20 protein-coding genes are annotated in these 23,177 nt (G+C 61.3%); 9 read left to right on the forward strand and 11 right to left on the reverse strand.

Going from position 1 to position 23,177, the window contains the following annotated elements:
• Positions 1 to 2: 2 nt before the first annotated feature.
• The 4 genes from P3C29_RS02835 to P3C29_RS02850 are packed head-to-tail and all read right to left on the reverse strand — an operon-like array spanning position 3 to position 2,849.
• A complete protein-coding gene (locus P3C29_RS02835; protein WP_201125664.1) occupies positions 3 to 740 on the reverse strand; it encodes an amino acid ABC transporter ATP-binding protein in 738 nt (245 codons plus the stop codon).
• A complete protein-coding gene (locus P3C29_RS02840; RefSeq protein ID WP_275963877.1) occupies positions 727 to 1,377 on the reverse strand; it encodes an amino acid ABC transporter permease in 651 nt (216 codons plus the stop codon). The genes P3C29_RS02835 and P3C29_RS02840 overlap by 14 nt, the downstream gene beginning before the upstream one ends.
• Positions 1,374 to 2,042, reverse strand: coding sequence for an amino acid ABC transporter permease (locus P3C29_RS02845; RefSeq protein ID WP_003213995.1), 669 nt, complete (start codon positions 2,040 to 2,042; stop codon positions 1,374 to 1,376). Before P3C29_RS02845 ends, P3C29_RS02840 begins: the two co-directional genes overlap by 4 nt.
• 21 nt (positions 2,043 to 2,063) lie before the next feature.
• Positions 2,064 to 2,849: a transporter substrate-binding domain-containing protein gene (locus P3C29_RS02850; RefSeq protein ID WP_275963878.1), complete on the reverse strand. Its 786-nt coding sequence runs from the start codon at positions 2,847 to 2,849 to the stop codon at positions 2,064 to 2,066.
• A gap of 254 nt (positions 2,850 to 3,103) precedes the next feature.
• Here P3C29_RS02850 and P3C29_RS02855 point away from each other — a divergent pair, with 254 nt between their 5' ends.
• The 6 genes from P3C29_RS02855 to P3C29_RS02880 all read left to right on the forward strand — a co-directional run bounded on the left by P3C29_RS02855 (position 3,104) and on the right by P3C29_RS02880 (position 10,409).
• The gene (locus tag P3C29_RS02855; protein WP_201125663.1) at positions 3,104 to 3,799 is read left to right on the forward strand and encodes a FadR/GntR family transcriptional regulator; all 696 of its coding nucleotides are present in this window, start codon (positions 3,104 to 3,106) and stop codon (positions 3,797 to 3,799) included.
• 121 nt (positions 3,800 to 3,920) lie between these two features.
• On the forward strand, positions 3,921 to 4,250 hold the full coding sequence (gene trxA, locus P3C29_RS02860) for a thioredoxin TrxA (RefSeq protein ID WP_003213989.1): 330 nt from the start codon (positions 3,921 to 3,923) through the stop codon (positions 4,248 to 4,250).
• A 234-nt stretch (positions 4,251 to 4,484) separates the two neighbouring features.
• The gene (gene rho / locus P3C29_RS02865) at positions 4,485 to 5,744 is read left to right on the forward strand and encodes a transcription termination factor Rho (protein ID WP_008438874.1); all 1,260 of its coding nucleotides are present in this window, start codon (positions 4,485 to 4,487) and stop codon (positions 5,742 to 5,744) included.
• Positions 5,745 to 5,899: 155 nt separating this feature from the next.
• A complete protein-coding gene (locus P3C29_RS02870) occupies positions 5,900 to 7,885 on the forward strand; it encodes an acyltransferase family protein (protein ID WP_275963879.1) in 1,986 nt (661 codons plus the stop codon).
• Positions 7,886 to 7,974: 89 nt separating this feature from the next.
• Positions 7,975 to 9,441, forward strand: a complete 1,467-nt coding sequence (ubiD, locus tag P3C29_RS02875) for a 4-hydroxy-3-polyprenylbenzoate decarboxylase (protein ID WP_003213983.1) — start codon at positions 7,975 to 7,977, stop codon at positions 9,439 to 9,441.
• On the forward strand, positions 9,441 to 10,409 hold the full coding sequence (locus P3C29_RS02880) for a CDP-6-deoxy-delta-3,4-glucoseen reductase (protein WP_201125661.1): 969 nt from the start codon (positions 9,441 to 9,443) through the stop codon (positions 10,407 to 10,409). The genes ubiD and P3C29_RS02880 overlap by 1 nt, the downstream gene beginning before the upstream one ends.
• Positions 10,410 to 10,461: 52 nt before the next feature.
• On the opposite strand, the gene P3C29_RS02885 is transcribed toward P3C29_RS02880, so the two are convergent.
• A complete protein-coding gene (locus P3C29_RS02885; RefSeq protein WP_201125660.1) occupies positions 10,462 to 10,938 on the reverse strand; it encodes a sn-glycerol-3-phosphate transporter in 477 nt (158 codons plus the stop codon).
• A gap of 327 nt (positions 10,939 to 11,265) precedes the next feature.
• On the opposite strand from P3C29_RS02885, the gene P3C29_RS02890 reads away from it, so the two are divergent.
• Entirely contained in the window at positions 11,266 to 13,659 is a 2,394-nt protein-coding gene (locus P3C29_RS02890; protein WP_275963880.1) for a TonB-dependent receptor, read from the forward strand.
• 40 nt (positions 13,660 to 13,699) lie between these two features.
• Positions 13,700 to 14,353, forward strand: a complete 654-nt coding sequence (locus P3C29_RS02895; protein ID WP_010167933.1) for a gamma-glutamylcyclotransferase — start codon at positions 13,700 to 13,702, stop codon at positions 14,351 to 14,353.
• Here P3C29_RS02895 and glpT read toward each other — a convergent pair.
• From glpT to P3C29_RS02910, 3 genes are all read right to left on the reverse strand, one after another.
• The gene (glpT, locus tag P3C29_RS02900) at positions 14,350 to 15,687 is read right to left on the reverse strand and encodes a glycerol-3-phosphate transporter (protein ID WP_010167932.1); all 1,338 of its coding nucleotides are present in this window, start codon (positions 15,685 to 15,687) and stop codon (positions 14,350 to 14,352) included. The genes P3C29_RS02895 and glpT overlap by 4 nt on opposite strands.
• A 282-nt stretch (positions 15,688 to 15,969) precedes the next feature.
• Entirely contained in the window at positions 15,970 to 16,587 is a 618-nt protein-coding gene (locus tag P3C29_RS02905; RefSeq protein WP_275963881.1) for a flagellar basal body-associated protein FliL, read from the reverse strand.
• 75 nt (positions 16,588 to 16,662) lie between these two features.
• Positions 16,663 to 17,640 carry an NADPH:quinone oxidoreductase family protein gene (locus P3C29_RS02910; protein ID WP_010167930.1) on the reverse strand — a complete coding sequence of 326 codons (978 nt, stop codon included), beginning with the start codon at positions 17,638 to 17,640 and terminating at the stop codon, positions 16,663 to 16,665.
• A 149-nt stretch (positions 17,641 to 17,789) separates the two neighbouring features.
• Between P3C29_RS02910 and P3C29_RS02915 the strand changes: the two genes are divergently transcribed.
• Positions 17,790 to 18,197: a flagellar basal body-associated protein FliL gene (locus tag P3C29_RS02915; protein ID WP_201125657.1), complete on the forward strand. Its 408-nt coding sequence runs from the start codon at positions 17,790 to 17,792 to the stop codon at positions 18,195 to 18,197.
• A 118-nt stretch (positions 18,198 to 18,315) separates the two neighbouring features.
• Here P3C29_RS02915 and P3C29_RS02920 read toward each other — a convergent pair whose 3' ends face one another.
• Genes P3C29_RS02920 through P3C29_RS02930 form a run of 3 tightly spaced genes read right to left on the reverse strand, consistent with a single transcriptional unit; the run spans position 18,316 to position 23,116 of the window.
• Complete coding sequence (locus tag P3C29_RS02920; protein WP_275963882.1) at positions 18,316 to 19,434, reverse strand: ABC transporter permease; 1,119 nt, start codon at positions 19,432 to 19,434, stop codon at positions 18,316 to 18,318.
• Positions 19,434 to 22,154: a ribosome-associated ATPase/putative transporter RbbA gene (rbbA, locus tag P3C29_RS02925; RefSeq protein WP_275963883.1), complete on the reverse strand. Its 2,721-nt coding sequence runs from the start codon at positions 22,152 to 22,154 to the stop codon at positions 19,434 to 19,436. Before rbbA ends, P3C29_RS02920 begins: the two co-directional genes overlap by 1 nt.
• Complete coding sequence (locus tag P3C29_RS02930) at positions 22,151 to 23,116, reverse strand: HlyD family efflux transporter periplasmic adaptor subunit (protein WP_275963884.1); 966 nt, start codon at positions 23,114 to 23,116, stop codon at positions 22,151 to 22,153. Before P3C29_RS02930 ends, rbbA begins: the two co-directional genes overlap by 4 nt.
• Between the last annotated feature and the right edge of the window lie 61 nt (positions 23,117 to 23,177).

Genomic DNA, 23,177 nt, shown 5'->3' on the forward strand with positions numbered 1-23,177 from the left:
CGTCAGTCCGCCCGCTCCACCGAGCCGATGAAATTGGCCAGCTCGGCGGTCTGCGGGTTGGCAAACAGGATTTTCGGGTCGCCGACTTCGTGCACCTTGCCCTGGTGCATGAACACCAGCTTGTCGCCCACTTCCCGGGCAAAACGCATTTCATGGGTGACCATGATCAGCGTCATCCCATCCTTGGCCAGTTGGCGCACCACGCTGAGCACTTCGTTGACCAGTTCCGGGTCCAGGGCCGAGGTGATTTCATCGCACAGCAACACCTTGGGCGACATCGCCAGCGCCCGGGCGATGGCTACCCGCTGTTGCTGGCCGCCGGACAAGCGATCGGGGAAGGCGTCGAACTTCTCCCCCAGCCCAACCCGTTCGAGCATCTGTCGCGCCAGCTGCGCGGCCTTGGCCTTGGGTACTTTCTGCACCACCTGAGGGGCGAGCATGACGTTTTCCCCCACAGTCAGGTGCGGGAACAGGTTGAACTGCTGGAACACCATGCCGACTTTCTGCCGCAAGCTGCGCAGGTCGGCGCGGGCGGCGTCGAGGTATTCGCCGTCGACTTCGATCACCCCGTCGTTGATTGACTCCAGGCCATTGAGGGTACGCAGCAAGGTGGATTTACCCGAGCCGCTGCGGCCGATGATTGCCACCACCTGGCCTTCTTCGACACTCAGGTCGATGCCCTTGAGTACATGGTGATCGCCGTAATACTTATGTAGGGCGGAAATTCTAAGCAGAGGCATGCAGTCTCCTTTCCAGGTAGCGCGCACTGAGGGACAAGGGGTAGCAGAGCAGGAAGTAACCCAGCGCCACCAGGCCATAGACCATGAAGGGTTCGAAGGTAGCGTTGGCGAGCATGCCGCCGGTTTTGGTCAGCTCGGTAAAGCCGATGATCGAGGTCACGGCCGTGCCTTTGACCACTTGCACCGAGAAACCCACGGTCGGCGCCACGGCAATGCGCAGGGCCTGGGGCAGGATCACGTAGCGCAATTGCTCAAGCGGATTCAGGGCCAGGCTCGCGGACGCCGCCCATTGTCCGTGGGCGATGGAGTCGACGCAGCCCCGCCAGATCTCGGCCAGGTAGGCGCTGGTGAACAGTGTCAAGGCAATCGCCGCTGCCAGCCAGGGCGAAATGTCCACGCCAAGCAAGGCGATGCCGAAGAACACCAGGAACAGCTGCATCAGCAGCGGCGTGCCCTGGAACAGTTCGATGTAGGTGCGGGCGACGTTGCGCGGGAAGGCCTTGTTGCTGATACGCAGGGTCATCACCAGCAAGCCGATCACGCCGCCGCCGATAAACGCCACCAGCGACAACAGCAAGGTCCACTGCAAGCCGGTGGCCAGGTTACGCACGATGTCCCAGAAGGAAAAATCACTCATCGGGCGTTCCTCATCACATAGCGCCGGCCGATCCAGTTGAGCAATTGGCGGATCATCAATGCCATGCACAGGTAGACCAGGGTGGTCAGTGCGTAGGTTTCAAACGCACGGAAGTTGCGCGACTGGATAAAGTTGGCGGCAAAGCTCAGCTCTTCAGTGGCGATCTGCGAGCAGACCGCCGAACCGAGCATCACGATGATGATCTGGCTGCTCAGGGCCGGCCAGACCTTCCCCAACGCCGGCAGCAGCACCACGTGGCGGAACGCTTCGAAGCGCGTCATCGCCAGTGCGGCCGCCGCTTCCAGTTGCCCGCGAGGGATCGCCTGGATCCCGGCGCGGATGATCTCCGTGGAGTACGCCCCGAGGTTGATCACCATTGCCAGCACCGCCGCCTGCCATTCGGTGATTTTCAGGCCCAGGGACGGCAGGCCGAAGAAGATGAAAAACAACTGCACGAGGAACGGCGTGTTGCGGATCAACTCGACATACACCCCGAAGATCCAACTAAACGGCTGGATTTTCCACGCCCGCACCACGGCGCCGACGATTCCCAGCGCCACGCCCAGCACCGCGCCGATGGCGGTCAGCTCAAGGGTGAACAGCGCGCCGCGCAGCAACAGATCGGTATTGGCCAGAACCGGCACAAAGTCGAATTGATAGGCCATAGCTAACCCTCGTTACCGCGATCAGAGATCAGCCGGCAGCGGCTCTTTAAGCCACTGCATTGCGTTCTTTTCCAGGCTGCCGTCGGCCTTGGCCGCCACCAGGATCTGGTTGACCTTGCCCAGCAACGCCGGCTCGTTCTTGTTCACGCCTACGTATACCGGCGAGTCCTTGAGCTTCACTTTCAGTGCCGGCACGCGCTTGGGGTTGCGCTCGCTGATAGCCACCATCACCACGTTGCCGCTGGCGATCAGGTCCACTTGGCCGGCCAGGTAAGCGGCGATGGTCGAGTTGTTGTCTTCAAAGCGCTTGATCGTGGCTTCCTTAGGCGCGACGGCGGTCAGCTCGATGTCCTCGATGGCGCCACGGGTCACGCTGATGGTTTTGCCCTTGAGGTCGTCAACGGTGCTGATCGGCGCATCAGGCGGGCCGAACACGGCGAGGTAGAACGGCGCGTAGGCCTTGGAGAAGTCGATGACCTTCTCCCGCTCGGCGTTCTTGCCCAGGCTTGATATCACCAGGTCGACCTTGCCGGTGGTGAGGAACGGAATGCGGTTGGTGCTGTTGACCGGGGTCAGTTCAAGTTTGACCTTGAGCTGGTCGGCCAGCAGTTTTGCGGTGTCGATGTCCAGGCCACGGGGCTTCATGTCGGGGCCGACCGAGCCGAACGGCGGGAAATCCTGAGGCACGGCCACCTTGAGGGTGCCGCGGGCGACGATATCGTCCAGACCGTTGGCCTGGGCGGGCGCCTGGCTCAGCATCAGGCTGGCAAACAGGGCAGTGAGCAGGGCGCTGCAACGCTTGGTCATGGCAACTCTCCGAAAAGGACGAAAGGATTTTCTGAGTGTTGCCAGTGCACAGCCCATGCCAGTACTGCTCTTATTCGCGCAAAGGCCGGTAGCCGTTGAGTTCTGGCGGTCTTACTGGTCTGAACAGTTGATGCGCTTTCTGCACCCTTTTCGAGCGCCGCCAAAACCGCACGAGCCCCTTTGGGGCGTGGCTTGCCGGGCGTCGAGAATAGCTTTACAACTAGCCGCTCAGTTGACGGGAAATTTGAGTTTTTATGAATTCCATCGCCCAAGCCGTACCGGAAGTGGCGCTACAGGCCATCCGCAAATTGATCGCCGATGAGGGCTTCGGGCCGGGCGATGCATTGCCCTCCCAGCGTGATTTGGCGCTGCAATTGGGCGTGAGCCGGGCCTCGTTGCGTGAAGCCTTGTCATCGCTCAGTGCCTTGGGCGTGGTCAGTGTGCAGCCGGGCAAAGGCGTATTCGTGCAAGCTGCCGAAGACCTCCCGGGGTTGGCCTGGCCATTTACGGCACAGGCAACGCCGCTGGATATCTTTCAGTTGCGCTACGCCCTGGAAGGCTTTGCGGCGGGGCTGGCGGCAGTGACGTTGACCACCGATGAGCTGGACGTTCTGGAAGACAATGTCGAGGGGATGCGCAAGGAATTAAAGGCTGGCGACTTTGAAGCGGCAGCGCGGCTGGACTTCGAATTCCACCGTCGCATCCTGCTGGCCAGCGGCAATCAGGCGATGGTGAGCATCCTCAGCGCCAGTGCGGAGGTGTTTCTGGAGAGCCAGAAGCTACCGTTCATCCGGCCAGAGCGGGCCATGGAGACCTGGCAGGAACACCGCAAGATCCTCCGTGCACTGGCTCGGCGCGCCAGCGGGGCGGCGCAGAAAAGCATGCAGGAACACGTACGTAACGCGGCGCTGCGTACGGGCATTGCGTTCATCACTCCCGTGACCCCTTGAGTTGGGCTATACCCAAACTCATGCACCACCATAGCAAGAGTCAATCAGCTGCGGCTTCCTGAACGCGGGAAGGGCGGCTATGATGGGCAACGTTTTTTTTGCTTACAACCCGGAGACATCCATGAGCAACGATCTTATCAAGCACGTCACCGACGCGACCTTTGAGGCCGAAGTACTGAAGGCCCAGGGCCCGGTGCTGGTTGACTACTGGGCTGAGTGGTGCGGTCCTTGCAAAATGATCGCTCCGGTCCTGGACGACATTGCTACTACTTACGAAGGCAAACTGACCATTGCCAAGCTGAACATCGACGACAACCAGGAAACCCCGGCCAAGCACGGCGTGCGTGGTATCCCGACCCTGATGCTGTTCAAGAACGGCAATGTCGAGGCCACCAAGGTCGGCGCGCTGTCGAAGTCCCAGCTGCAAGCTTTCCTCGACGCTAACATCTAAGCGTCCTCAAAAAGCCCCGCAAATAGCGGGGCTTTTTCGTGATACAGGGCTAGACGCTCCGAAACTCAGGTGGTACATTCGGCCCCGCACTGGTTTCTCCACTGCCCCCTGCAAGCCGTCGCCGACGCTCTCCTTTTCGATTAGTACGCGATCCTGTCGCCTTCTCTGCGGCGCGGCCTCATTAAGCCAAAAGCTTAATTTCCCCCCCTCCATAAATGATTACGTCATTCCTATATGAATCTGACTGAACTCAAGCAAAAGCCGATTACCGAACTGCTCGAATTGGCCGAACAGATGGGCATAGAAAATATGGCCCGTTCGCGCAAGCAGGACGTGATTTTCTCCCTGCTGAAAAAGCACGCGAAAAGCGGCGAGGAAATCTCCGGTGATGGCGTGCTGGAGATTCTCCAGGACGGCTTCGGCTTCCTCCGCTCTGCAGACGCCTCCTATCTTGCCGGCCCAGACGATATCTACGTCTCGCCGAGCCAGATCCGTCGCTTCAACTTGCGCACCGGTGACACCATCGTTGGCAAGATCCGCCCTCCAAAGGAAGGCGAGCGTTATTTCGCCCTGCTCAAGGTCGACACGATCAACTACGATCGTCCCGAGAACGCGAAAAACAAGATTCTCTTCGAGAACCTGACCCCGCTGTTCCCGACTGTGCGCATGAAGATGGAAGCCGGTAACGGTTCCACCGAAGACTTGACCGGTCGCGTTATCGACCTGTGCGCCCCGATCGGCAAAGGCCAGCGCGGCCTGATCGTCGCTCCGCCGAAAGCCGGTAAGACCATCATGCTGCAGAACATCGCAGCGAACATCGCCCGTAACAATCCTGAAGTTCACCTGATCGTATTGCTGATCGATGAGCGTCCGGAAGAAGTGACCGAAATGCAGCGCACCGTGCGCGGCGAAGTGGTTGCCTCGACGTTCGATGAACCGCCAACCCGCCACGTGCAGGTTGCCGAAATGGTGATCGAGAAGGCCAAGCGCCTGGTCGAACACAAGAAAGACGTGGTGATTCTGCTCGACTCCATCACCCGTCTGGCCCGTGCCTACAACACCGTGATCCCGAGCTCCGGCAAAGTGCTCACCGGTGGTGTCGATGCCCACGCCCTGGAGAAACCGAAACGTTTCTTCGGCGCCGCGCGGAACATCGAAGAAGGCGGCTCGCTGACCATCATCGCCACCGCGCTGGTTGAAACCGGCTCGAAGATGGATGAAGTGATCTACGAAGAGTTTAAAGGTACCGGTAACATGGAACTGCCTTTGGACCGTCGTATCGCAGAGAAGCGTGTGTTCCCGGCCATCAACATCAACCGCTCCGGCACACGCCGCGAAGAGTTGCTGACCGCCGACGACGAACTGCAGCGCATGTGGATCCTGCGCAAGCTGCTGCACCCGATGGATGAAGTTGCCGCCATCGAGTTCCTGATCGACAAGCTGAAAACCACCAAGACCAACGACGAGTTCTTCTTGTCGATGAAGCGCAAGTAACACGACCGCTTCAGGTCCAAAAGAATGGCGCCCCACGGGGCGTCATTTTTTTGTGTCAAAAAAGGGAGGTTTGGCGCAGGCGTGTGTCTGTTTAGAGACAAAAGGCGAGCGTGACTCCGCTTGCTGTCAATCTGACCGGGCTAATAACAAGATTTATGACCACTCTCGCTTATCGCAGGGACATTGACGGCCTGCGTGCCATAGCTGTTATCGCGGTTGTGCTGTTTCATTTTGGTGTACCGGGCTTTACCGGCGGTTTTGTCGGTGTGGACGTCTTTTTCGTGATCTCCGGTTATTTGATCACCTCGATCATTTGGCGGGAACGTGAGGCCGGTCGTTTCAGTTTCATCGGTTTTTGGGCCCGGCGCGCCCGGCGTATCCTGCCGGCACTGTTTGTGATGATGCTCGGCACGCTGGCGGTGGGATGGTTTCTGCTGGCGCCCAAGGATTACAGCGAGTTGGGGCGCTCGGTGCACAATCAGGTGGTGTTTATCTCCAACCTGTTTTTCATGCGCCAGGACGGCTATTTTGACGTGGCGTCCGACCTCAAGCCATTGCTGCATACCTGGTCGTTGTCGGTTGAAGAGCAGTTCTACATTGTTTTCCCGCTGCTGCTGACGTTGTTGTCGAGCCGGCTCAAACACTGGCGTACAGCGCTGTTCGTGTTGTTGCTGGTGTCTTTCGGGATGAGCACCTGGGCGGTCGCCCACGCTCCGGAAAGAGCCTTTTTCCTGCTGCAGATGCGTGCTTGGGAGCTGTTGGCGGGCGCAATGCTGGCCGTGATGCCGGTACGAGAGTACCGCGCAATCCCGGCGTTGGCGCAGGCCGTCAGCCTTGCCGGCCTTGGCCTGATCTTGTTGGCGGTCTTTGCCTATGATCCGAGCACTCCGTTTCCTGGCGCTGCAGCGTTGTTGCCGGTGCTGGGCGTGGTGTGCCTGATCTGGGCCAACGGCCAACAGGCCACCCTGGCGGGCAAGTTGCTGGGCAGCCGTGTGTTGGTAGGGATTGGCCTGATCTCCTACTCCTGGTACCTGTGGCATTGGCCGGTGTATGTGTTCGGCAAGTACGCCAGTGTCGAAGGCCTGACTCCGTGGGAGCTCGGCGCGCTGTTTGTGTTGAGCCTGCTGTTGGGTTATGGATCCTGGCGGTTCATCGAGGCACCCTTTCGCGAGCGTCGGTTGTTGGCCGGCCGTCGGCAAATCCTGGTGGCGGCAGGTATCGCGCTGCTTGGGGTGGGCCTGCTCGGCAAAGGACTGGTCTGGACGCAGGGCTTGCCTTGGCGCCTGTCGCCGGAGGCCTTGCGATTTGCCCAGGCGCGCACGTGGAGCCCGGACCTGATGGCCTGCCTGGTGGATGGGGGGAAAAATCGCCACCATGGATTTTGTCATTTCGGCCCTCAGTCGGGCCCGACACGCGCGTTGGTGTGGGGCGACAGCCATGCCACGTCCCTGGTTCCGGCGTTACAAGACGGCGCGAGCAAGTATGGTGTCGGTGTCACCCAGGCGGGTTATGCCGGTTGCCTGCCGTTTAATCGCAAAGAAAGCGTTCCAGGTTGCTTGAGCTTTAACCAGAAGGTCACCCAACTGCTGGGCCAGGAAACCTTTAGCGACGTGGTGCTGGTAGCGCGCTGGAGCCTCTACGTTTATGGGCAGCGTGATGGCGACACCGAGTTCTCGCTGCTGGACCCGAAGACCGGAACCTATGACCGTGCCTTCGCCGAGCAGCGTTTTGATGAAAGCATGCGTGCCCTTGTGCAGCAATTGCGTGCCGGCGGCCATCGGGTGTGGCTGGTCAAGGAAGTCCCCCTGCAGGAATTCAGTGCGCCTTATCGCCTCAGTCGCCTGGCGATGCTCGGCCGGCCCACCGACAAGGAGGGAATGCCCCTGGCCGACCACCTCCAGCGCCAGGCCTATATCAGCCACGTATTCGAGCAAATCGCGGCTGCTGATCCGGGGGTGAAGGTGCTGGATCCGGCGCCAAAGCTATGCAATGTGAATGATTGGTGCCGTGTGGAATTGGAGGGCCAGTCGCTGTACACCGATGACAATCACCTCTCGGCGGTCGGTTCGCGGTATGTCGAAGGGTTCCTTGAGCCGTTGTTCAAGGCCTTGCGCAATCAAAGCCAGGCGTCGGCTCGTTGAGTCGGTGTCGTCGGCAATACTGCTCAATAAGCTGCCAGCGACCTTAAGAGCAGGTAGGATGTACGCCTATTTTACGGGTGGCATGGTTAATGAAATTCAAGGATCTTCGGGATTTCGTGCAGCAACTTGAGCAGCGCGGAGAGTTGAAACGTATCCAGGTGCCGATTTCCCCGGTGCTGGAAATGACTGAGATTTGCGACCGTACCCTGCGCAACAAGGGCCCGGCGCTGCTGTTCGAAAACCCGGTGGGCTTTGATATCCCGGTACTTGGCAACCTGTTCGGCACCCCCGATCGCGTGGCGTTTGGCATGGGCGCCGAGTCCGTCAGCGAACTGCGCGAGATCGGCAAGCTGCTGGCCTTCCTCAAGGAGCCCGAGCCACCCAAGGGCCTGAAGGATGCCTGGTCCAAGCTGCCGATCTTCCGCAAGATCATTGCCATGGCCCCCAAGGTCGTGAAAGACGCGGTATGCCAGGAGGTGGTCATCGAAGGCGATGACGTCGACCTCGGCATGCTGCCCGTGCAAACCTGCTGGCCCGGCGACGTCGGCCCGCTGATCACCTGGGGCCTGACCGTCACCAAGGGCCCGAACAAGGACCGCCAGAACCTCGGTATCTACCGTCAGCAAGTGATCGGCCGCAACAAGGTCATCATGCGCTGGTTGAGCCACCGTGGCGGCGCGCTGGATTTCCGTGAGTGGTGCGAAAAGCATCCCGGCCAGCCCTTCCCGGTGTCCGTGGCCCTGGGCGCAGACCCGGCGACCATTCTCGGCGCTGTGACGCCGGTGCCCGACAGCCTGTCCGAGTACGCCTTCGCCGGCCTGTTGCGTGGTAACCGCACCGAGCTGGTGAAATGCCGTGGCAACGACCTGCAAGTGCCGGCCACCGCCGAAATCATCCTTGAAGGGGTGATTCACCCGGGCGAGATGGCCGATGAAGGCCCGTACGGCGACCACACTGGCTACTACAACGAAGTGGACAGCTTCCCGGTGTTCACCGTCGAGCGCATCACCCATCGCATCAAACCGATCTACCACAGCACCTACACCGGCCGTCCACCGGATGAGCCGGCGATCCTCGGCGTGGCGTTGAACGAAGTGTTTGTGCCGATCCTGCAAAAACAGTTTCCGGAAATCACCGACTTCTACCTGCCGCCGGAAGGCTGCTCGTACCGCATGGCCATTGTGACGATGAAGAAGTCGTACCCGGGCCACGCCAAGCGGGTAATGCTGGGTGTGTGGTCGTTTTTGCGACAGTTCATGTACACCAAGTTCGTTATTGTCACCGACGACGACATCAACGCCCGGGACTGGAACGACGTGATCTGGGCCATCACCACGCGCATGGACCCCAAGCGCGACACCGTGATGATCGATAACACGCCGATCGACTACCTCGACTTCGCCTCGCCGGTATCGGGCCTCGGCTCGAAAATGGGCCTGGATGCCACCCATAAATGGCCGGGTGAAACCACCCGCGAATGGGGCCGCGTGATCGTCAAGGACGAAGCGGTAACTGCTCGTGTCGATGCGCTCTGGAAAGAATTAGGAATAGATTGATGCGTGTAACCCTGCAGCCTTCCGGTGCGGTACTTGAGTTGACCCCCGGCGAGCGGATCCTCGAGGGCGCGCGACGCCTGGGCTACGATTGCCCTCAGGCGTGCCGCAATGGCGTGTGTCACGTGTGTGCGGCGCTGTTGGTGGAAGGCCGGGTGCAGCAAGCCGGTGAGGTGCGTGACCATGGCGAGTTCTATACCTGCATTGCCGAACCGCTGGAAGATTGCATCGTCTTGTGGGATGGCGTGCTGGCGCCGGGAGAGTTGCCGGTGCGCAAATTGTCTTGCCAACTGAGTGAATGCGTTGAAGTGGGCGGTGACGTATGGCGCGTGCGCCTGCGGGCCCCGGCGGGCAAGCCGGTGCGTTACCACGCCGGGCAATACTTGATGATCGAGCGGGAAAACGGCGAGAAGTCGGCGTTCTCCCTGGCCTCGGCGCCCCACGCCGGGCGCGAGCTGGAATTGCATGTGCTGGCTCGGGAAGACAGTGCGCGCAGCCTGCTGGAGCAGTTGCAGCGCAACCAGATGGCGCGTATCGAGCTGCCGTTTGGCGACACCCACCTGGCGGAACTGCCTGACGGGCCGCTGGTGCTGATCGCCGCCGGTACCGGCATGGCGCAGATGCACAGCCTGATCGAACACTGCCGCGCCAGCGGCTTCAAGCACCCGGTGCATCTGTATTGGGGTGTACGCCGGCCGGAAGACTTCTACGACATCGAGCACTGGGACCAGTGGCTGCAATTGCCCAACCTGTTCCTGCACAAAGTGGTCAGCGACCTGTGCGGCTGGGAAGGGCGTTGCGGGTTGTTGCATGAAGCGGTCTGCGAAGACATCAGCGACCTCAAGGCCGTGCACGTCTACGCCAGCGGTTCACCGGCAATGATCTATGGCACGCTGGATGCGTTGGTCGACGCCGGCATGGATGCGCACCAGATGCGCGCCGATGTATTTGCCTACGCGCCCCGTCCGTAACATGTGGTGAGGGAGCAAGCTCCCTCACCACAGAAGCCCTTCAGCGGCCCAATCAGAACCGAACGCCTGTCGTCACCATCGCCGCATTGAACCCGAGCAACACCAGCTCGGCGGCGACCGGCCCGTAGTGAGTGCCCACCGACGGGATGATCACCGGCGCTACGCCCAGCCCATTCAGTGGAATCTTGTCGCGGTACTTGCCGCGATAGCCCTGGATCACGCCGCCCGTCAGCTTCAGGTACACCGGATAATCGGTCATGTCGTAGCGCTTGCCGGCGTAGACGTAGTACGAGCGCTGGCTGAACGAGTTGCGAAACGTTGCCCCGCCATACACCAGGCCTGACGCTTCATTGCGCTCCAGGCCGATCAAATCCTGATGATTGTTGTGGTCCTTGTCCGGCGCAAAGTGCCGGGTGTAGACGCTTGTCTGGGCGTACCAGAAGCCTTTTTCGTCCTGGCTTGGTGCTTCGACCGCCAGGGCGGTGGTGGCCTGTGCCAGGAACAGCAGGCTGGAAAGTCGATATTTCATGGTGCGACCTCGATAGTCGGTGATTGGGCGGCTAAGTGGGTCGTGACAGGTGGCCATTTTGAAGGCTCAGGCCCCATAAAGGCTGAACGCGCGCTGAAGGTACCGGGCGTGCACGGCTCAATCCTGATGAGCGGACGGGCGGTGCTTATGCATTCGCTTATTCTTTAAAGGTATTTAATTTGTTACATAAATATCATTAAGCTATATGACAACGGACTACCGACTTTCTGCCAATAACCAATAAATGACCGCCACCGTCCGCCACACGGATCGATCGTACGAGCTCAGAGCATTGACGTTCTGGCCTTTGATTCCAAGGGGAGCGGTATGGGGAGCAACAAGCAGCACCTGCTGTACACGGCGATTTTGTCGGCTAATTTGCTGACCGCTGTGGGATTCAATCCAGTGGCAGCCGCCGAAACGGCCACTGCCGATGTACCCAAACTCGACACAGTCATCGTCACCGGCACCCGCGCCCAAGAGCGCACCGCCAGTGCTTCGCTGTCACCCATCGATGTGATTTCCGGCGACACCCTGCGCAGCACCGGTTCTGACGAACTGGGCGCGGTATTGGCCCGTTTGATTCCTTCCATCAACTTCCCACGCCCAAGCCTGGTGGACGGCGCCGAACTGGTGCGCCCGGCGCAATTGCGCGGCTTGTCACCGGACCAGGTATTGGTGCTGGTCAACGGTAAGCGTCGCCACACCAGCGCCTTCGTCAACCTCGGTGGTGCAGTTGGGCGCGGCTCGGCCCCGGCGGATCTGAATGCGATCCCGCTGGCGGCGGTGGACCATATCGAAGTGCTGCGTGACGGCGCCTCCGCCCGCTATGGCTCGGATGCGATTGCCGGGGTGATCAACGTGATCCTCAAGCATGACGACCACGGCGGCTCGATCACCAGCAAGTTCGGTGAATACAAAAAGGGCGACGGTATCCAGCGCAATCTCAGCGGCAACACCGGCGTGGCGCTGGGGGATAACGGTTTTATCAACCTCTCGGCCGAAGGTGCCGACAACGATTACACCAACCGCGCCGGCAAGGATTTCCGGCCGGGCAGCGTCGGTTCGACGACCTATGGCCAGCGCGTATTCCGCCAGGGCGAACCGGCCACCGATCAGGGCAAGCTGTTTCTCAATTCGGAATATTCCTTCAGCGACGCGGCTGAGTTCTACGCGTTTGGCGGCTACAGCAAGACCCGTGGCGAGACCGCAGCGTTCTACCGGGCCAGCAACGCGAGCAACAACATTCCTGCGCTCAACCCCAACGGTTACCTGCCGCTGATTCGCGGTGACGTGGAAGACACGTCCCTGGCGGTGGGCCTGCGCGGGTTGTTGGCCTATGACTGGCACTACGATGTGTCGGTCAACTACGGCAAGAACCAGTACCAGATCGGCACCGAAACCATTAACACCTCGCTGGGCCTGGCCACGCCGCGCAAGTTCGACAACGGCACCCTGGTCAATGACCAGAAGCAACTCAGCCTGGACCTGTCGCGGGAATTCAGCCTGGGCTGGTTGCCGTACCCGGTGTCGGTCGCGTTTGGTGGCGAGTACCTGGACCAGGGTTACCAAATCAAGGCGGGTGATCCGGCGTCCTACTACCAGACCGGCAGTTCGGGCCTGGGCGGCTTCCGTGATTCCGACGCCGGTACCAGCACGCGGCATAACTGGGCGCAGTACCTGGACCTGGAAACCAACTTCACCGAAAAACTCAGCGCCTCGGCTGCCGTGCGTCACGAGGATTACAGTGATTTTGGCTCCAACGTCAGCGGCTCGCTCTCGGCCCGTTACGACTTCACCCCGCAAGTGGCCTTGCGCGGTAGTGTTTCCAACGGCTTCCGCGCGCCATCCCTGGCACAGCAAAACTTCGCTTACACCTCGTCGCAACTGATCGGCAACACCATCCAGGAAGCCGGCACCTTCCCTGCCAACAGCCAGGTGGCGCGCCTGCTCGGCGCTGAAGACCTGAAAGCCGAGAAGTCACGCAACTACAGCCTCGGCCTGGTGCTGGAGCCGACCGACAACCTGACGGTGACCGCCGACGTCTACCGTATCGACATCAGCGACCGCATCAGCCTGTCCTCCAACCTGGACCTGAGCAAGAACCCGGCGGCGCTCGCGTATCTGCAGGCCAACGGCGTCGGCAACATCAATTACACCACCGTGCGCTACTTCACCAACGCCACCGACACCACCACCAATGGCATCGACCTGGTGGCCAACTATCGCTACCAACTGGATAACGGTGTGCGCTGGAACAGCACCGTGGGCTACAACTACAACCACACCAAGGTCACCGACGTAAAAGCCAACCCGTCGGTATTGGATAGCCTGGGGGCGAGCCTGGTGCGGGTGGACCGTCGCGAGCGCATCGGCCTGTTGGGCGACACCACGCCCCAACACAAGCTGAGCCTGGGCAACGACCTGAGTTTCGGCAATTGGGCGCTGCACAGTAATTTGGTGCGCTATGGTTCATTCACCAGCTATCAGGCAGACCCCACCAACGACCAGAGCTTCAAGGCAGCCTGGCTATTGGACCTGTCGGCCGACTACAAGCTGAAAAACTGGACCTTCACCGTCGGCGGCGACAACGTCACCGACAAGTACCCGGAAAAACTCAATGCCTACGCCAGCAGTGGTGGCAATTTGGCCTATAGCACTTTTTCGCCGTACGGTTACAGCGGCGCGTTCTATTACGGTAAAGTTGCTTACAACTGGTAACAGCTTCTCGTAACAACAAAGGAGACCTAAGCGATCTGCCATGACCGCCATTGAATCTGATCTTTTGCAATTGGCTTACCCTCCGCGGCTCGATCTGGGGCCGCAACTCACTCACGAACAGTTGATGAGTTCGATGCAGGCCACCATGGCCCGGCATAAGGGGGGACCGGTCTGGCTGTTCGCTTACGGTTCGCTGATCTGGCGACCTGAATGTTCGTCGACACAACGGATGCGGGCACGGGTCTACGGTTATCACCGGGGCTTGTACCTGTGGTCCCATGAGCATCGGGGCACGCCGGAAATACCGGGGTTGGTGTTTGGCCTGGATCGCGGTGGCTCGTGCAGCGGGTTCGCTTATCGCCTGCCGGAAGATCAACTGGAGGCCTCGCTGTATGCCCTGTGGCAGCGCGAGATGCCTTACCCCTCCTACCGGCCACATTGGCTTACCTGCCGTCTTGAAGATGGCAGCCAGGTGCAGGCATTGGGATTTGTGCTGGAGCGGCACCTGCCCAGTTATGCCGGTAACTTGCCCGACATTGTGCTGAATCACGTGTTGCAAAGCGCTTGCGGGCGTTACGGCACTACGCGCGATTATGTCGAGCAGACCGTCAACGCCCTGCGTAGCCACGCCATGCCAGACAAGAATCTGGAGGCGCGGCTCAAGCGTTGTTCCAAAGGCTGTTCCGACGATTAACGTGCGGTACTGACGCTATTGGTGTGCCACAAGGTGGGGATCAGGAACGCGATCGCCAGCAGGCACGCGCCGATCAGCAGCACAAAGCCACCGTCCCAGCCGAAATGGTCAACGGTGTAGCCCATGGCCGCACTCGCTGCCACTGAGCCACCCAGGTAACCGAACAAGCCTGTAAAGCCCGCTGCGGTACCAGCGGCTTTCTTCGGTGCCAGTTCCAGCGCCTGCAGGCCGATCAGCATCACCGGGCCGTAGATCAGGAAGCCGATGGAGAACAGCGCGATCATGTCGATCATCGGGTTGCCCGGCGGGTTGAGCCAGTAAACCAGGGTCGCCACGGTCACCAGGCCCATGAACACAATGCCGGTCAGGCCACGGTTGCCACGGAAGATCTTGTCCGACATCCAGCCGCACAGCAGCGTGCCCGGAATGCCCGCCCACTCGTAGAAGAAGTACGCCCACGAGGTTTTATCCACGTCGAAGTGTTTGGCTTCCTTGAGGTACGTCGGTGCCCAGTCCAGCACGCCGTAGCGCAGCAGGTAGACGAAGACGTTGGCGAAGGCGATGTACCAGAGCATTTTGTTGCGCAGCACGTACTTGACGAAGATTTCCTTGGCGCTGAATTCGTCTTCGTGGCTGGCGTCGTAGCCTTCCGGGTAGTCGTTCTTGTATTGCTCGATAGGCGGCAGGCCCACCGATTGCGGGGTGTCACGCATGGTGATGAAGGCAAACGCCGCCACCAGCAGGGCCACGGTGGCCGGGACGTAGAACGCCGCGTGCCAGTCGTTGAACCAGGCCATGCCCAGCAGGAACAGCGGGCCGATCAAGCCACCGCCCACGTTATGCGCCACGTTCCAGACGGAAACCACGCCGCCGCGTTCCTTCTGCGACCACCAGTGCACCATGGTCCGCCCACTTGGCGGCCAGCCCATGCCCTGGGCCCAGCCGTTGATGAACAGCAAAATGAACATCATGGTCACGCTGGACGTTGCCCAGGGTGCGAAACCGAAAATGAACATCACCCCGGCGGACACCAGCAGGCCGAAGGGCAGGAAGTAGCGCGGGTTGGAGCGGTCGGACACCAGGCCCATGAGGAACTTGGACAGGCCGTAGGCAATCGCAATCGCCGACATCGCCAGGCCCAGCTGGCCACGGGTGTAACCCTCGTCAATCAGGTAGGGCATGGCCAGGGAGAAGTTTTTGCGCAGCAGGTAGTACCCGGCGTAACCGAAGAAAATACCGGCGAAGATCTGCCAGCGCAGGCGTCGATACGTGCTGTCTATTTTTTCTTCAGGCAGGGGCGCCTGATGTGCGGCAGGACGGAAGAAAGCAAACATTCAAGAGCTCCAGATTTCTTGTTTTGACTGCGGATGCGAATGTTACAGTTTCGTTACCGAAAATAGCACCGCCTCTTATCTGCGGGCATAGGAATTGAGTGCAATTGCATGTTCTTTTACGAACATGTCGCTTAGAGGCAAGTGAGGGGCGTTTTCAGGCGGGGTATCACGAACGTGTGGCGAGGGAGCTTGCTCCCGCTGGACTGCGCAGCAGGCCCATCTTCTGGGGCCGCTTCGCGACCCAGCGGGAGCAAGCTCCCTCGCCACAGACAGCGATCCGGCTCAGCTGCCGTTAGCGGCTGCGATATCACCCGGAAGCAGGTGCTCCTGGACCTTCTGGCTGCGGGATTCCACCAGTTGGCCCTGATCGTCGAAGCGCAACACGATCAGCCAGTCATACACATTTTCCGGCCATTTCTTCATGCCGGTCAGCGCCGGGCCGTCGCCGCCGAAAGCTTCGATCAGCTTGTCGATATGCCCGTGATGCCAGGCGATCAGCACGGTTTGCGCCTGGTTGGACTTGCGCAGGGACTTCACCAGCTTGCCGACTTGATCGTCTGAGTAGGGGGTTTCAAGCGGGAGCTGCAGGCGCTGAGCCAAGGGTGTCAGGGTCAGGCGAGGACGGGAGCTCTCCTTACTGTCGCTGGTGGCGATCAGCCGCTGGGGCACCACCGAGATGCCATTCAACAGCAGCGGGTCGAAATAGCTGGCATAGGCCGCCGCCCGTTGTTCGCCCTTGGGGCTCAGCAGCGGGCCCTCATCGGGTTTTTCCGCATGGCGCACGATCAGCACCGTCACGTTGTTCAGCCCACGTACATCCTTGTCCTCTTTATGGGCAAGGGCTTGGGCCGACACCACCATCAATACCCCCAGGAACAGCGCGCGCAACCGTGTGACCATTATTCTTCCTGCCAATGAGTAAGTGCCTCGGCCGATCATGGGCCCAGGCACCTCGTGGACAAAATGAAACAATCGTCAGCGTAGCTGCACCACGACCTTGCCGACAGCCTTGCGCTGGCCCAGGTCATTGATCGCCTGCGCGGCCTGCTCCAGCGGGTACACCTGAGACACCAGCGGCTTGAGCTTGCCCTCGGCAAACCAGCCGAACAGTTGCTGGAAGTTGGCCGCGTTGTCCTGCGGCTGGCGCTGGGCAAACGAGCCCCAGAACACCCCGACCACCGCCGCTCCCTTGAGCAGCGCCAGGTTGACCGGCAGCTCGGGAATGCGCCCGCTGGCAAAACCCACCACCAGCAGCCGGCCATTCCAGGCGATGCCGCGGATGGCCTGGTCAAACAGGTCGCCGCCTACCGGGTCGTAGATCACATCCACACCGTTGCCGCCGGTGAGGCGTTTGATCTCGTCCTTGAGGCTGGCTTCGCTGTAGTTGATCAACTCATCGGCACCGGCGGCCTTGGCCACCGCCAGCTTGTCGGCGCTGCTGGCCGCGGCGATCACCCGGGCGCCCATGGCCTTGCCGATTTCCACCGCGGCCAGGCCGACGCCGCCGGAAGCACCGAGCACCAGCAGGGTTTCCCCGGGTTGCAGGTTGGCGCGCTGCTTGAGGGCGTGCATCGAGGTGCCGTAGGTCATGCTGAAGGCGGCGGCGGTGTTGAAGTCCATGCTCGGCGGGATCGGCAGCACGTTGTAGCCCGGCACGGCGACCTGCTCGGCGAAGCTGCCCCAGCCGGTCAGCGCCATCACCCGGTCGCCGACTTTCAGGTGGCTGACCTTTTCGCCGATCTCGCTGACTACGCCCGCCGCCTCACCGCCCGGTGAAAACGGGAACGGCGGCTTGAACTGGTACTTGCCCTCGATGATCAGGGTGTCCGGGAAATTGACCCCGGCGGCATGCACGTCCAACAGGATTTCGTTCTTCTTGATCGCCGGGCTTTCGACGTCTTCCAGCACCAGGTTTTCGGCGGGGCCGAAGGCTTTGCACAGCACAGCTTTCATCGGACTATTCCTTTTGGCGTGTTGGCCGATAAGTGTAGGTGGGCAGGGCGACGGGTCAACGAGCATGCCCCGGCCTGATAAGTCGCCATAAGCTTGTGCTCAGGGCTGCTAGCGTTATGCTACTGGGCAACCGAATTGAGGAATGAACTGTGAAAGCGTGGATCCTGTTGATGCTGGCCCTGACACTGCCGACGGCAGTCCTGGCCGAAGAAGCCAAAGAAGGCGACGCGCCGAAGGTCAGCTATATCAGCCTGAGCCCGCCGTTCGTCGGCAATTACGGCCTGGATGGCACCGCGAAGCTGCGGGTATTCAAGGCGGATATCGCGTTGCGCGTGACCGGCCCCGAGGCGGCGGCTGCCGTCAAAGCCAACGATGCGTTGATTCGCAACCAACTGGTGGCGCTGTTTACCCAGCAAACCAACGACACCATGAGCAGCGTCGACGGCAAGGAAAAACTGCGTCAGGAAGCCCTGAAGCAAACCCAGCAAGTGATGAACGACGAGACCGGCAAACCGCAGGTTGAGGATTTGTTGTTCAACAACCTGATCATCCAGTAAGCCGGTCGCTGCGCGCCCTTCGCGAGCAAGCCCGCTCCCACACTTGACCGAGTTCTAACATGAGAATGCGGTTGAATGTGGGAGCGGGCTTGCTCGCGAAGAGGCCCTGACAGGCACCTCAGGAGGCAAGGCTCTTCCTGAACCGCGCCAACGCCACCGCAAAAAACAGCAACCCAATCGCCGCCAGTGCCAGCAAGTCCGGCCACACCACGCTCACCCCCGCATCCCTGAACAGAATCGCCGCGCTCAGGCTCACAAAGTGCGTCGACGGCGAGCCCTGCATCACCCATTGCAACCACTGCGGCATGCTGTCCAGCGGTGTGCTGCCGCCAGACAACAACAGCATCGGGATAATCACCGGGATCGCCAGCAGGCCGAACTGCGGCGTCGAGCGGGCGAGGGTGGCGAGGAAGATACCCAGGGCGGTACTGGCAAACAGGTACAGCGCGGTGACCAGCAAAAACAAGGTCAGCGACCCGGCCAGCGGCACGCCGAGCAAACCTTTCACCACCACTTCCAGCGACAGCAAGGTGCACAGCACCACCACCAGCATGTTGCTCCAGATTTTCGCCAGCATGATTTCCAGCGCCGTCAGGGGCAGCACCAGCAAATGGTCGAGGGTGCCGTGTTCGCGTTCACGCAGCAGTGCGGTACCGGTCAGCACGATGGCGAGGATGGTGATGTTGTTGACGATCTGAATCACCGCCAAAAACCAGCCGCCTTCCAGGTTGGTATTGAACAGTGCCCGGGTGGTCAGCAGCGCCGGGGCCTTTTGAGCGGCATCGGACTGGCCGCCATAGGTCAGCAACTCACGCTGGAAAATCCGCCCGATGTACCCGGCGCCCATGAACGCCTGGCTCATGGCCGTGGCGTCGACGTTGACCTGCACCCCCGGCTGGCGCCCGGCCAACAGGTCGGCCTGGAAATTCGCCGGCACGTTGATTACAAAGGTGTACTGGCCGCTGTCCATCACGTTGTCCAGTTGGTCATAGGGCAGCGGTACCGCTGGCTGGAACTCCGGCGGTTGCAGCGCTTCGGCCAGTTGGCGGGACAGCGCGCTGTGGTCTTCATCCACAAAGGCCACGCTGGCGTTGTGCACGCCGATCACCGAGCCGGCCGCGGGCATATAGATGGCGACGGTAAACGCGTAGAACAGGAACAGCAGCAACACGCTGTCATGGCGCAGGCTGGTCAGTTCCTTGATGCCAAGGCGCAGGATATGGGCGAACGTGTGCATCAGGCCTCCTGCTTCTTGAGCATGATCAGGCTAAGCCCGGTGAACCCCAGGAAAAACCCGAACAGCGCCAGGCACTGCGGCCATAACTGGCGCAGGTCCAGGGCCTTGGTAAAGGTGCCCACCGCAATGTCGAGGAAGTACCCCGCCGGGAACAGCATGCCCATCAACGCGGCGGCGCCTTCCAGGGACGAGCGCGGTACGATCAGCCCGGAGAACTGGATGGTCGGCAGGCTGGTGATGATCATGGTGCCGAGGATCGCTGCGATCTGGGTGCGGGTGAACGCGGAAATCAACAGGCCCATGCTGGTGGTGGCCAGCACGTACAGCAGGCCGCCAAAGGCCAGGGTCACGCCGCTGCCCTTGAACGGCACGCCGAACAGCCAGCGGTTCATCGCCACCAGCAGCCCCAGGTTGATCAGGCTCACGGCCAGGTACGGCGCCTGCTTGCCCAGCAGGAATTCCAGGCGGGTGAGCGGTGTGGCGTAGAAGTTGGTGATCGAGCCCAGTTCCTTCTCCCGCACGATTCCCAGGGCCGTGAGCATCGCCGGGATAAACGCGAGGATCAGGGCCATCACGCCGGGGCCGATGGCGTTCACGCTGACCACGTCCTGGTTGTAGCGAAAGCGGGTTTCCAGTTTGGCGGCGGCTTGCGGGTTCAGCGGTGTGCTGTTCAGTTCGGCCAGTTGCTGGAGATTGGCTTGGTGCACCGCTTCTACATAGTTGCGGCTGGTTTCCGCACGGAACGGCATGCCACCGTCGAGCCAGGCGGCCACGGCGGGTTGGCGGCCAGCGTAGAGGTCACGGCCGAACCCCGGCGGAATCTCCAGCGCCAGTTTGATTTCCGAGCGTTGCAGGCGTTTGTGCAGTTCGCTGGCGTCGGTGATCGGCGGCTGTTCGGCGAAGTAGCGCGAGCTGCGGAAGGCTTCCAGGTAGGCGCGGCTTTGCGGCGTCTGGTCCTGGTCGTAGACGGCGAAAGCGAGCTTTTCCACGTCCAGGGAAATGCCGTAGCCGAAGATCACCATCATGAAAATCGCACCCAGCAGGGCGAAGGCCATGCGCACCTTGTCCCGCAGCAGTTCCTTGCCTTCGCGGCTGGCGACGGCCAACAGGCGGGCGCCGCTGAATCCGCGTTTGCTGACGGGCGGGGCCATGGGTTCGCTGACGGTTTCGGTGGAGGCGGCTGCGGCTTCAGGTGCGCCTTGGGCTTGCTCCAGGCAGGTGACAAACGCCGCCTCCAGGGTGTCGCCGTGGAACTGCTGTTGCAGCGCATCCGGCGTGTCGCAGGCCAGCACCTTGCCCGCGTGCATCAGCGAGATGCGGTCGCAGCGCTGGGCCTCGTTCATGAAGTGGGTGGACAGGAAGATGGTCACGCCCTGTTCCCGGGACAGCTCGATCAGCAACCGCCAGAAATCATCCCGGGCGGCCGGGTCGACGCCCGAGGTCGGCTCATCGAGGATCAGCACTTCCGGGCGGTGCAGCACCGCCACCGCCAGGGACAAGCGCTGGCGCAGACCCAGGGGCAACTCGCCGGAAGGCTGCTCGGCGACGTCGCCCAGGTCAAAACGCTTGATCAACTCGTCGATGCGCTGGCCGCTCTCGGCTTTGGGCAGGTCGAACAACTGTGCGTGCAGCACCAGGTTTTGGCGCACGCTGAGTTCCCCATACAGCGAGAAGCTTTGCGACATGAAGCCCACGCGCTTGCGGGTGGCCAGGTCCTTGGCGTTTACCGGGTTGCCCAGCAGCGTGGCCGTGCCCTCGGTGGCCGGCATCAGCCCGGTGAGGACTTTCATGGTGGTGGTCTTGCCGCAGCCGTTGGAGCCGAGGAAACCAAAGATCTCGCCCCGGCCAATGGCAAAGCTGACCTTGTTCACCGCCGTGAAATCGCCGAAGCGCAGGGTCAGGTCGTGGGCTTCGATGGCGATGTCGGTGTTGTCCCCTTGGCGTGGCGGGATCACCAGCGGCTGGTTGTTGTGGGCGCTGTCGCCCTGGAAATGGGTGAAGGCTTCATCCAGTTTGCCGCTGGGCGTCGCGGCGGCCAGTTCGCTACTCAGGCCGTCGGCGATCAGCTTGCCGCGGTCGAGCATCAGGCAGTGTTCGAACTGCTCGGCTTCTTCCATGTAGGCCGTGGCCACCAGCAGCGTCAGTTGTGGGCGTTCGCTGCGTACGGTTTCTACCAGTTCCCAGAAGCGTCGACGGGACAGCGGATCGACGCCGGTGGTGGGTTCGTCGAGGATCAACAAATCAGGGTCGTGGATCAATGCGCAGCACAGGCCGAGTTTCTGTTTCATGCCGCCGGAGAGTTTGCCGGCAGGGCGGTCTGCGAAGCGCGCGAGGTCGGTGGCCAGCAGCAGGTTGTGCATGCGCTGGTCGCAGTCGGCTTTCGACAGGCCAAACAGCGTGGCGAAGAACCGGATGTTTTCGCTGATGGACAGTTCGGGGTACAGGTTGCCGCCCAGGCCCTGAGGCATGAAGGCGATTCGCGGGTACAGGCTGTTGCGGTGACGGCGGTCTTCGATGGAGCCACCGAGTACTTCCAGCTCGCCTTGTTGAAGCTTTTTGACCCCGGCGATCAAGCCCAGCAGGCTCGACTTGCCGGCACCGTCCGGGCCGATCAGGCCGCAGCGGGTGCCGGCGGGCAGGCTGAAGGCGATCTCGATCAGCGCCTGTTGCTTGCCGTAGCGATGGTTGATCCCCGTGGCGTGCAGCGCCAGGCCGTTCATTGCAGGTTGGCCGGCCAGTCCAGGTCAGCGGTGCGCACATAGCCGGCGCCGGGCATGCCCGGTTTGGCTTGTGGCACGGCGCTCGGTTCGGTCAGGCGCAGTTTGACCCGGAACACCAGCTTCTGGCGCTCGTCACGGGTTTCCACTTCCTTGGGGGTGAACTGCGATTTGGCCGCGACAAAGCTGATTTTCGCCGGCAGCGGCTGCTTCGGCAGGGCGTCGAGGAGGATCCGCGCCTCACTGCCGACGGTCAGGCGACCGGTCACTGAGGCGGGCAGGTAGAGGTTCATGTATTGGTCGTTGGGGTCGATCAGCAGCAACACGCGGCCGCCGGCGCCGAGCACTTCGCCGGGTTCGGCCAGGCGTAGCTGGATGATGCCGTCGATGGGCGCCCGCAGGCTGCTGTCTTCGATTTCGCTGGTGAGTTGCGCGACCTGGGCCTGGGCGGCGCCGATGGCGGCTTTTACCGAATTGACCTGCGCTTGCGCGGCGACCACGGCGGCGTTGCCGGTGTTTTGCCGCGCCTGCTGCTGGTCGATCAGCTGGCCGCTGGCGAAACCGCGTTTGTACAGTTCCTGGGTGCGCTTGAGTTCCTGGCTGGCCAGCAGTTGCTCGCTCTGGCGCAGTTGCACATTGGCTTCGGCGGCTGCGAAATTTTCCCTGGCCCGCAGCACTTCGGCTTCGGCCTGGGCGCGCTGGGCTTCCAGGGTGCGGGTGTCCATGCGCGCCAGCAACTGGCCCTTGAGCACCTTGTCGCCTTCATCCACCCGCACTTCAGCCAGGCGCCCGGGGATCTTGGTGGCGATCTGCACTTCAGTCGATTCCAGCCGGCCATTGCCCATGCTCAAGCCTTCGGGCAGGCGGTCCTGGGTGGATTGCCAATAGCCGAAGCCGCCGGCAGCCAGCAGCAAGACAATCAATGGAATGGCGAAAAGATGGGAGGTGCGGTGGTTCGTCGACATGGGTGCATCCTGCGGCGTTAGCGTCCTAGTTTGACCGATCCTGCCCGAAGGCCCTTGATGC

The organism is Pseudomonas sp. 1912-s, from assembly GCF_029269205.1.
Classification (GTDB): domain Bacteria; phylum Pseudomonadota; class Gammaproteobacteria; order Pseudomonadales; family Pseudomonadaceae; genus Aquipseudomonas.

Excerpts from the sequence above, each read along its gene's own strand:
- rho (WP_008438874.1), top strand. The coding sequence starts at position 4,485 with ATGAATCTGACTGAACTCAAGCAAAAGCCGATTACCGAACTGCTCGAA.
- ubiD (WP_003213983.1), top strand. The coding sequence starts at position 7,975 with ATGAAATTCAAGGATCTTCGGGATTTCGTGCAGCAACTTGAGCAGCGC.
- P3C29_RS02880 (WP_201125661.1), top strand. The coding sequence starts at position 9,441 with ATGCGTGTAACCCTGCAGCCTTCCGGTGCGGTACTTGAGTTGACCCCC.
- P3C29_RS02845 (WP_003213995.1), bottom strand. The coding sequence starts at position 2,042 with ATGGCCTATCAATTCGACTTTGTGCCGGTTCTGGCCAATACCGATCTG.
- P3C29_RS02890 (WP_275963880.1), top strand. The coding sequence starts at position 11,266 with ATGGGGAGCAACAAGCAGCACCTGCTGTACACGGCGATTTTGTCGGCT.
- P3C29_RS02910 (WP_010167930.1), bottom strand. The coding sequence starts at position 17,640 with ATGAAAGCTGTGCTGTGCAAAGCCTTCGGCCCCGCCGAAAACCTGGTG.
- P3C29_RS02840 (WP_275963877.1), bottom strand. The coding sequence starts at position 1,377 with ATGAGTGATTTTTCCTTCTGGGACATCGTGCGTAACCTGGCCACCGGC.
- P3C29_RS02885 (WP_201125660.1), bottom strand. The coding sequence starts at position 10,938 with ATGAAATATCGACTTTCCAGCCTGCTGTTCCTGGCACAGGCCACCACC.
- P3C29_RS02855 (WP_201125663.1), top strand. The coding sequence starts at position 3,104 with ATGAATTCCATCGCCCAAGCCGTACCGGAAGTGGCGCTACAGGCCATC.
- P3C29_RS02920 (WP_275963882.1), bottom strand. The coding sequence starts at position 19,434 with ATGCACACGTTCGCCCATATCCTGCGCCTTGGCATCAAGGAACTGACC.
- P3C29_RS02835 (WP_201125664.1), bottom strand. The coding sequence starts at position 740 with ATGCCTCTGCTTAGAATTTCCGCCCTACATAAGTATTACGGCGATCAC.
- P3C29_RS02850 (WP_275963878.1), bottom strand. The coding sequence starts at position 2,849 with ATGACCAAGCGTTGCAGCGCCCTGCTCACTGCCCTGTTTGCCAGCCTG.
- P3C29_RS02870 (WP_275963879.1), top strand. The coding sequence starts at position 5,900 with ATGACCACTCTCGCTTATCGCAGGGACATTGACGGCCTGCGTGCCATA.
- trxA (WP_003213989.1), top strand. The coding sequence starts at position 3,921 with ATGAGCAACGATCTTATCAAGCACGTCACCGACGCGACCTTTGAGGCC.
- rbbA (WP_275963883.1), bottom strand. The coding sequence starts at position 22,154 with ATGAACGGCCTGGCGCTGCACGCCACGGGGATCAACCATCGCTACGGC.
- glpT (WP_010167932.1), bottom strand. The coding sequence starts at position 15,687 with ATGTTTGCTTTCTTCCGTCCTGCCGCACATCAGGCGCCCCTGCCTGAA.
- P3C29_RS02905 (WP_275963881.1), bottom strand. The coding sequence starts at position 16,587 with ATGGTCACACGGTTGCGCGCGCTGTTCCTGGGGGTATTGATGGTGGTG.
- P3C29_RS02895 (WP_010167933.1), top strand. The coding sequence starts at position 13,700 with ATGACCGCCATTGAATCTGATCTTTTGCAATTGGCTTACCCTCCGCGG.
- P3C29_RS02930 (WP_275963884.1), bottom strand. The coding sequence starts at position 23,116 with ATGTCGACGAACCACCGCACCTCCCATCTTTTCGCCATTCCATTGATT.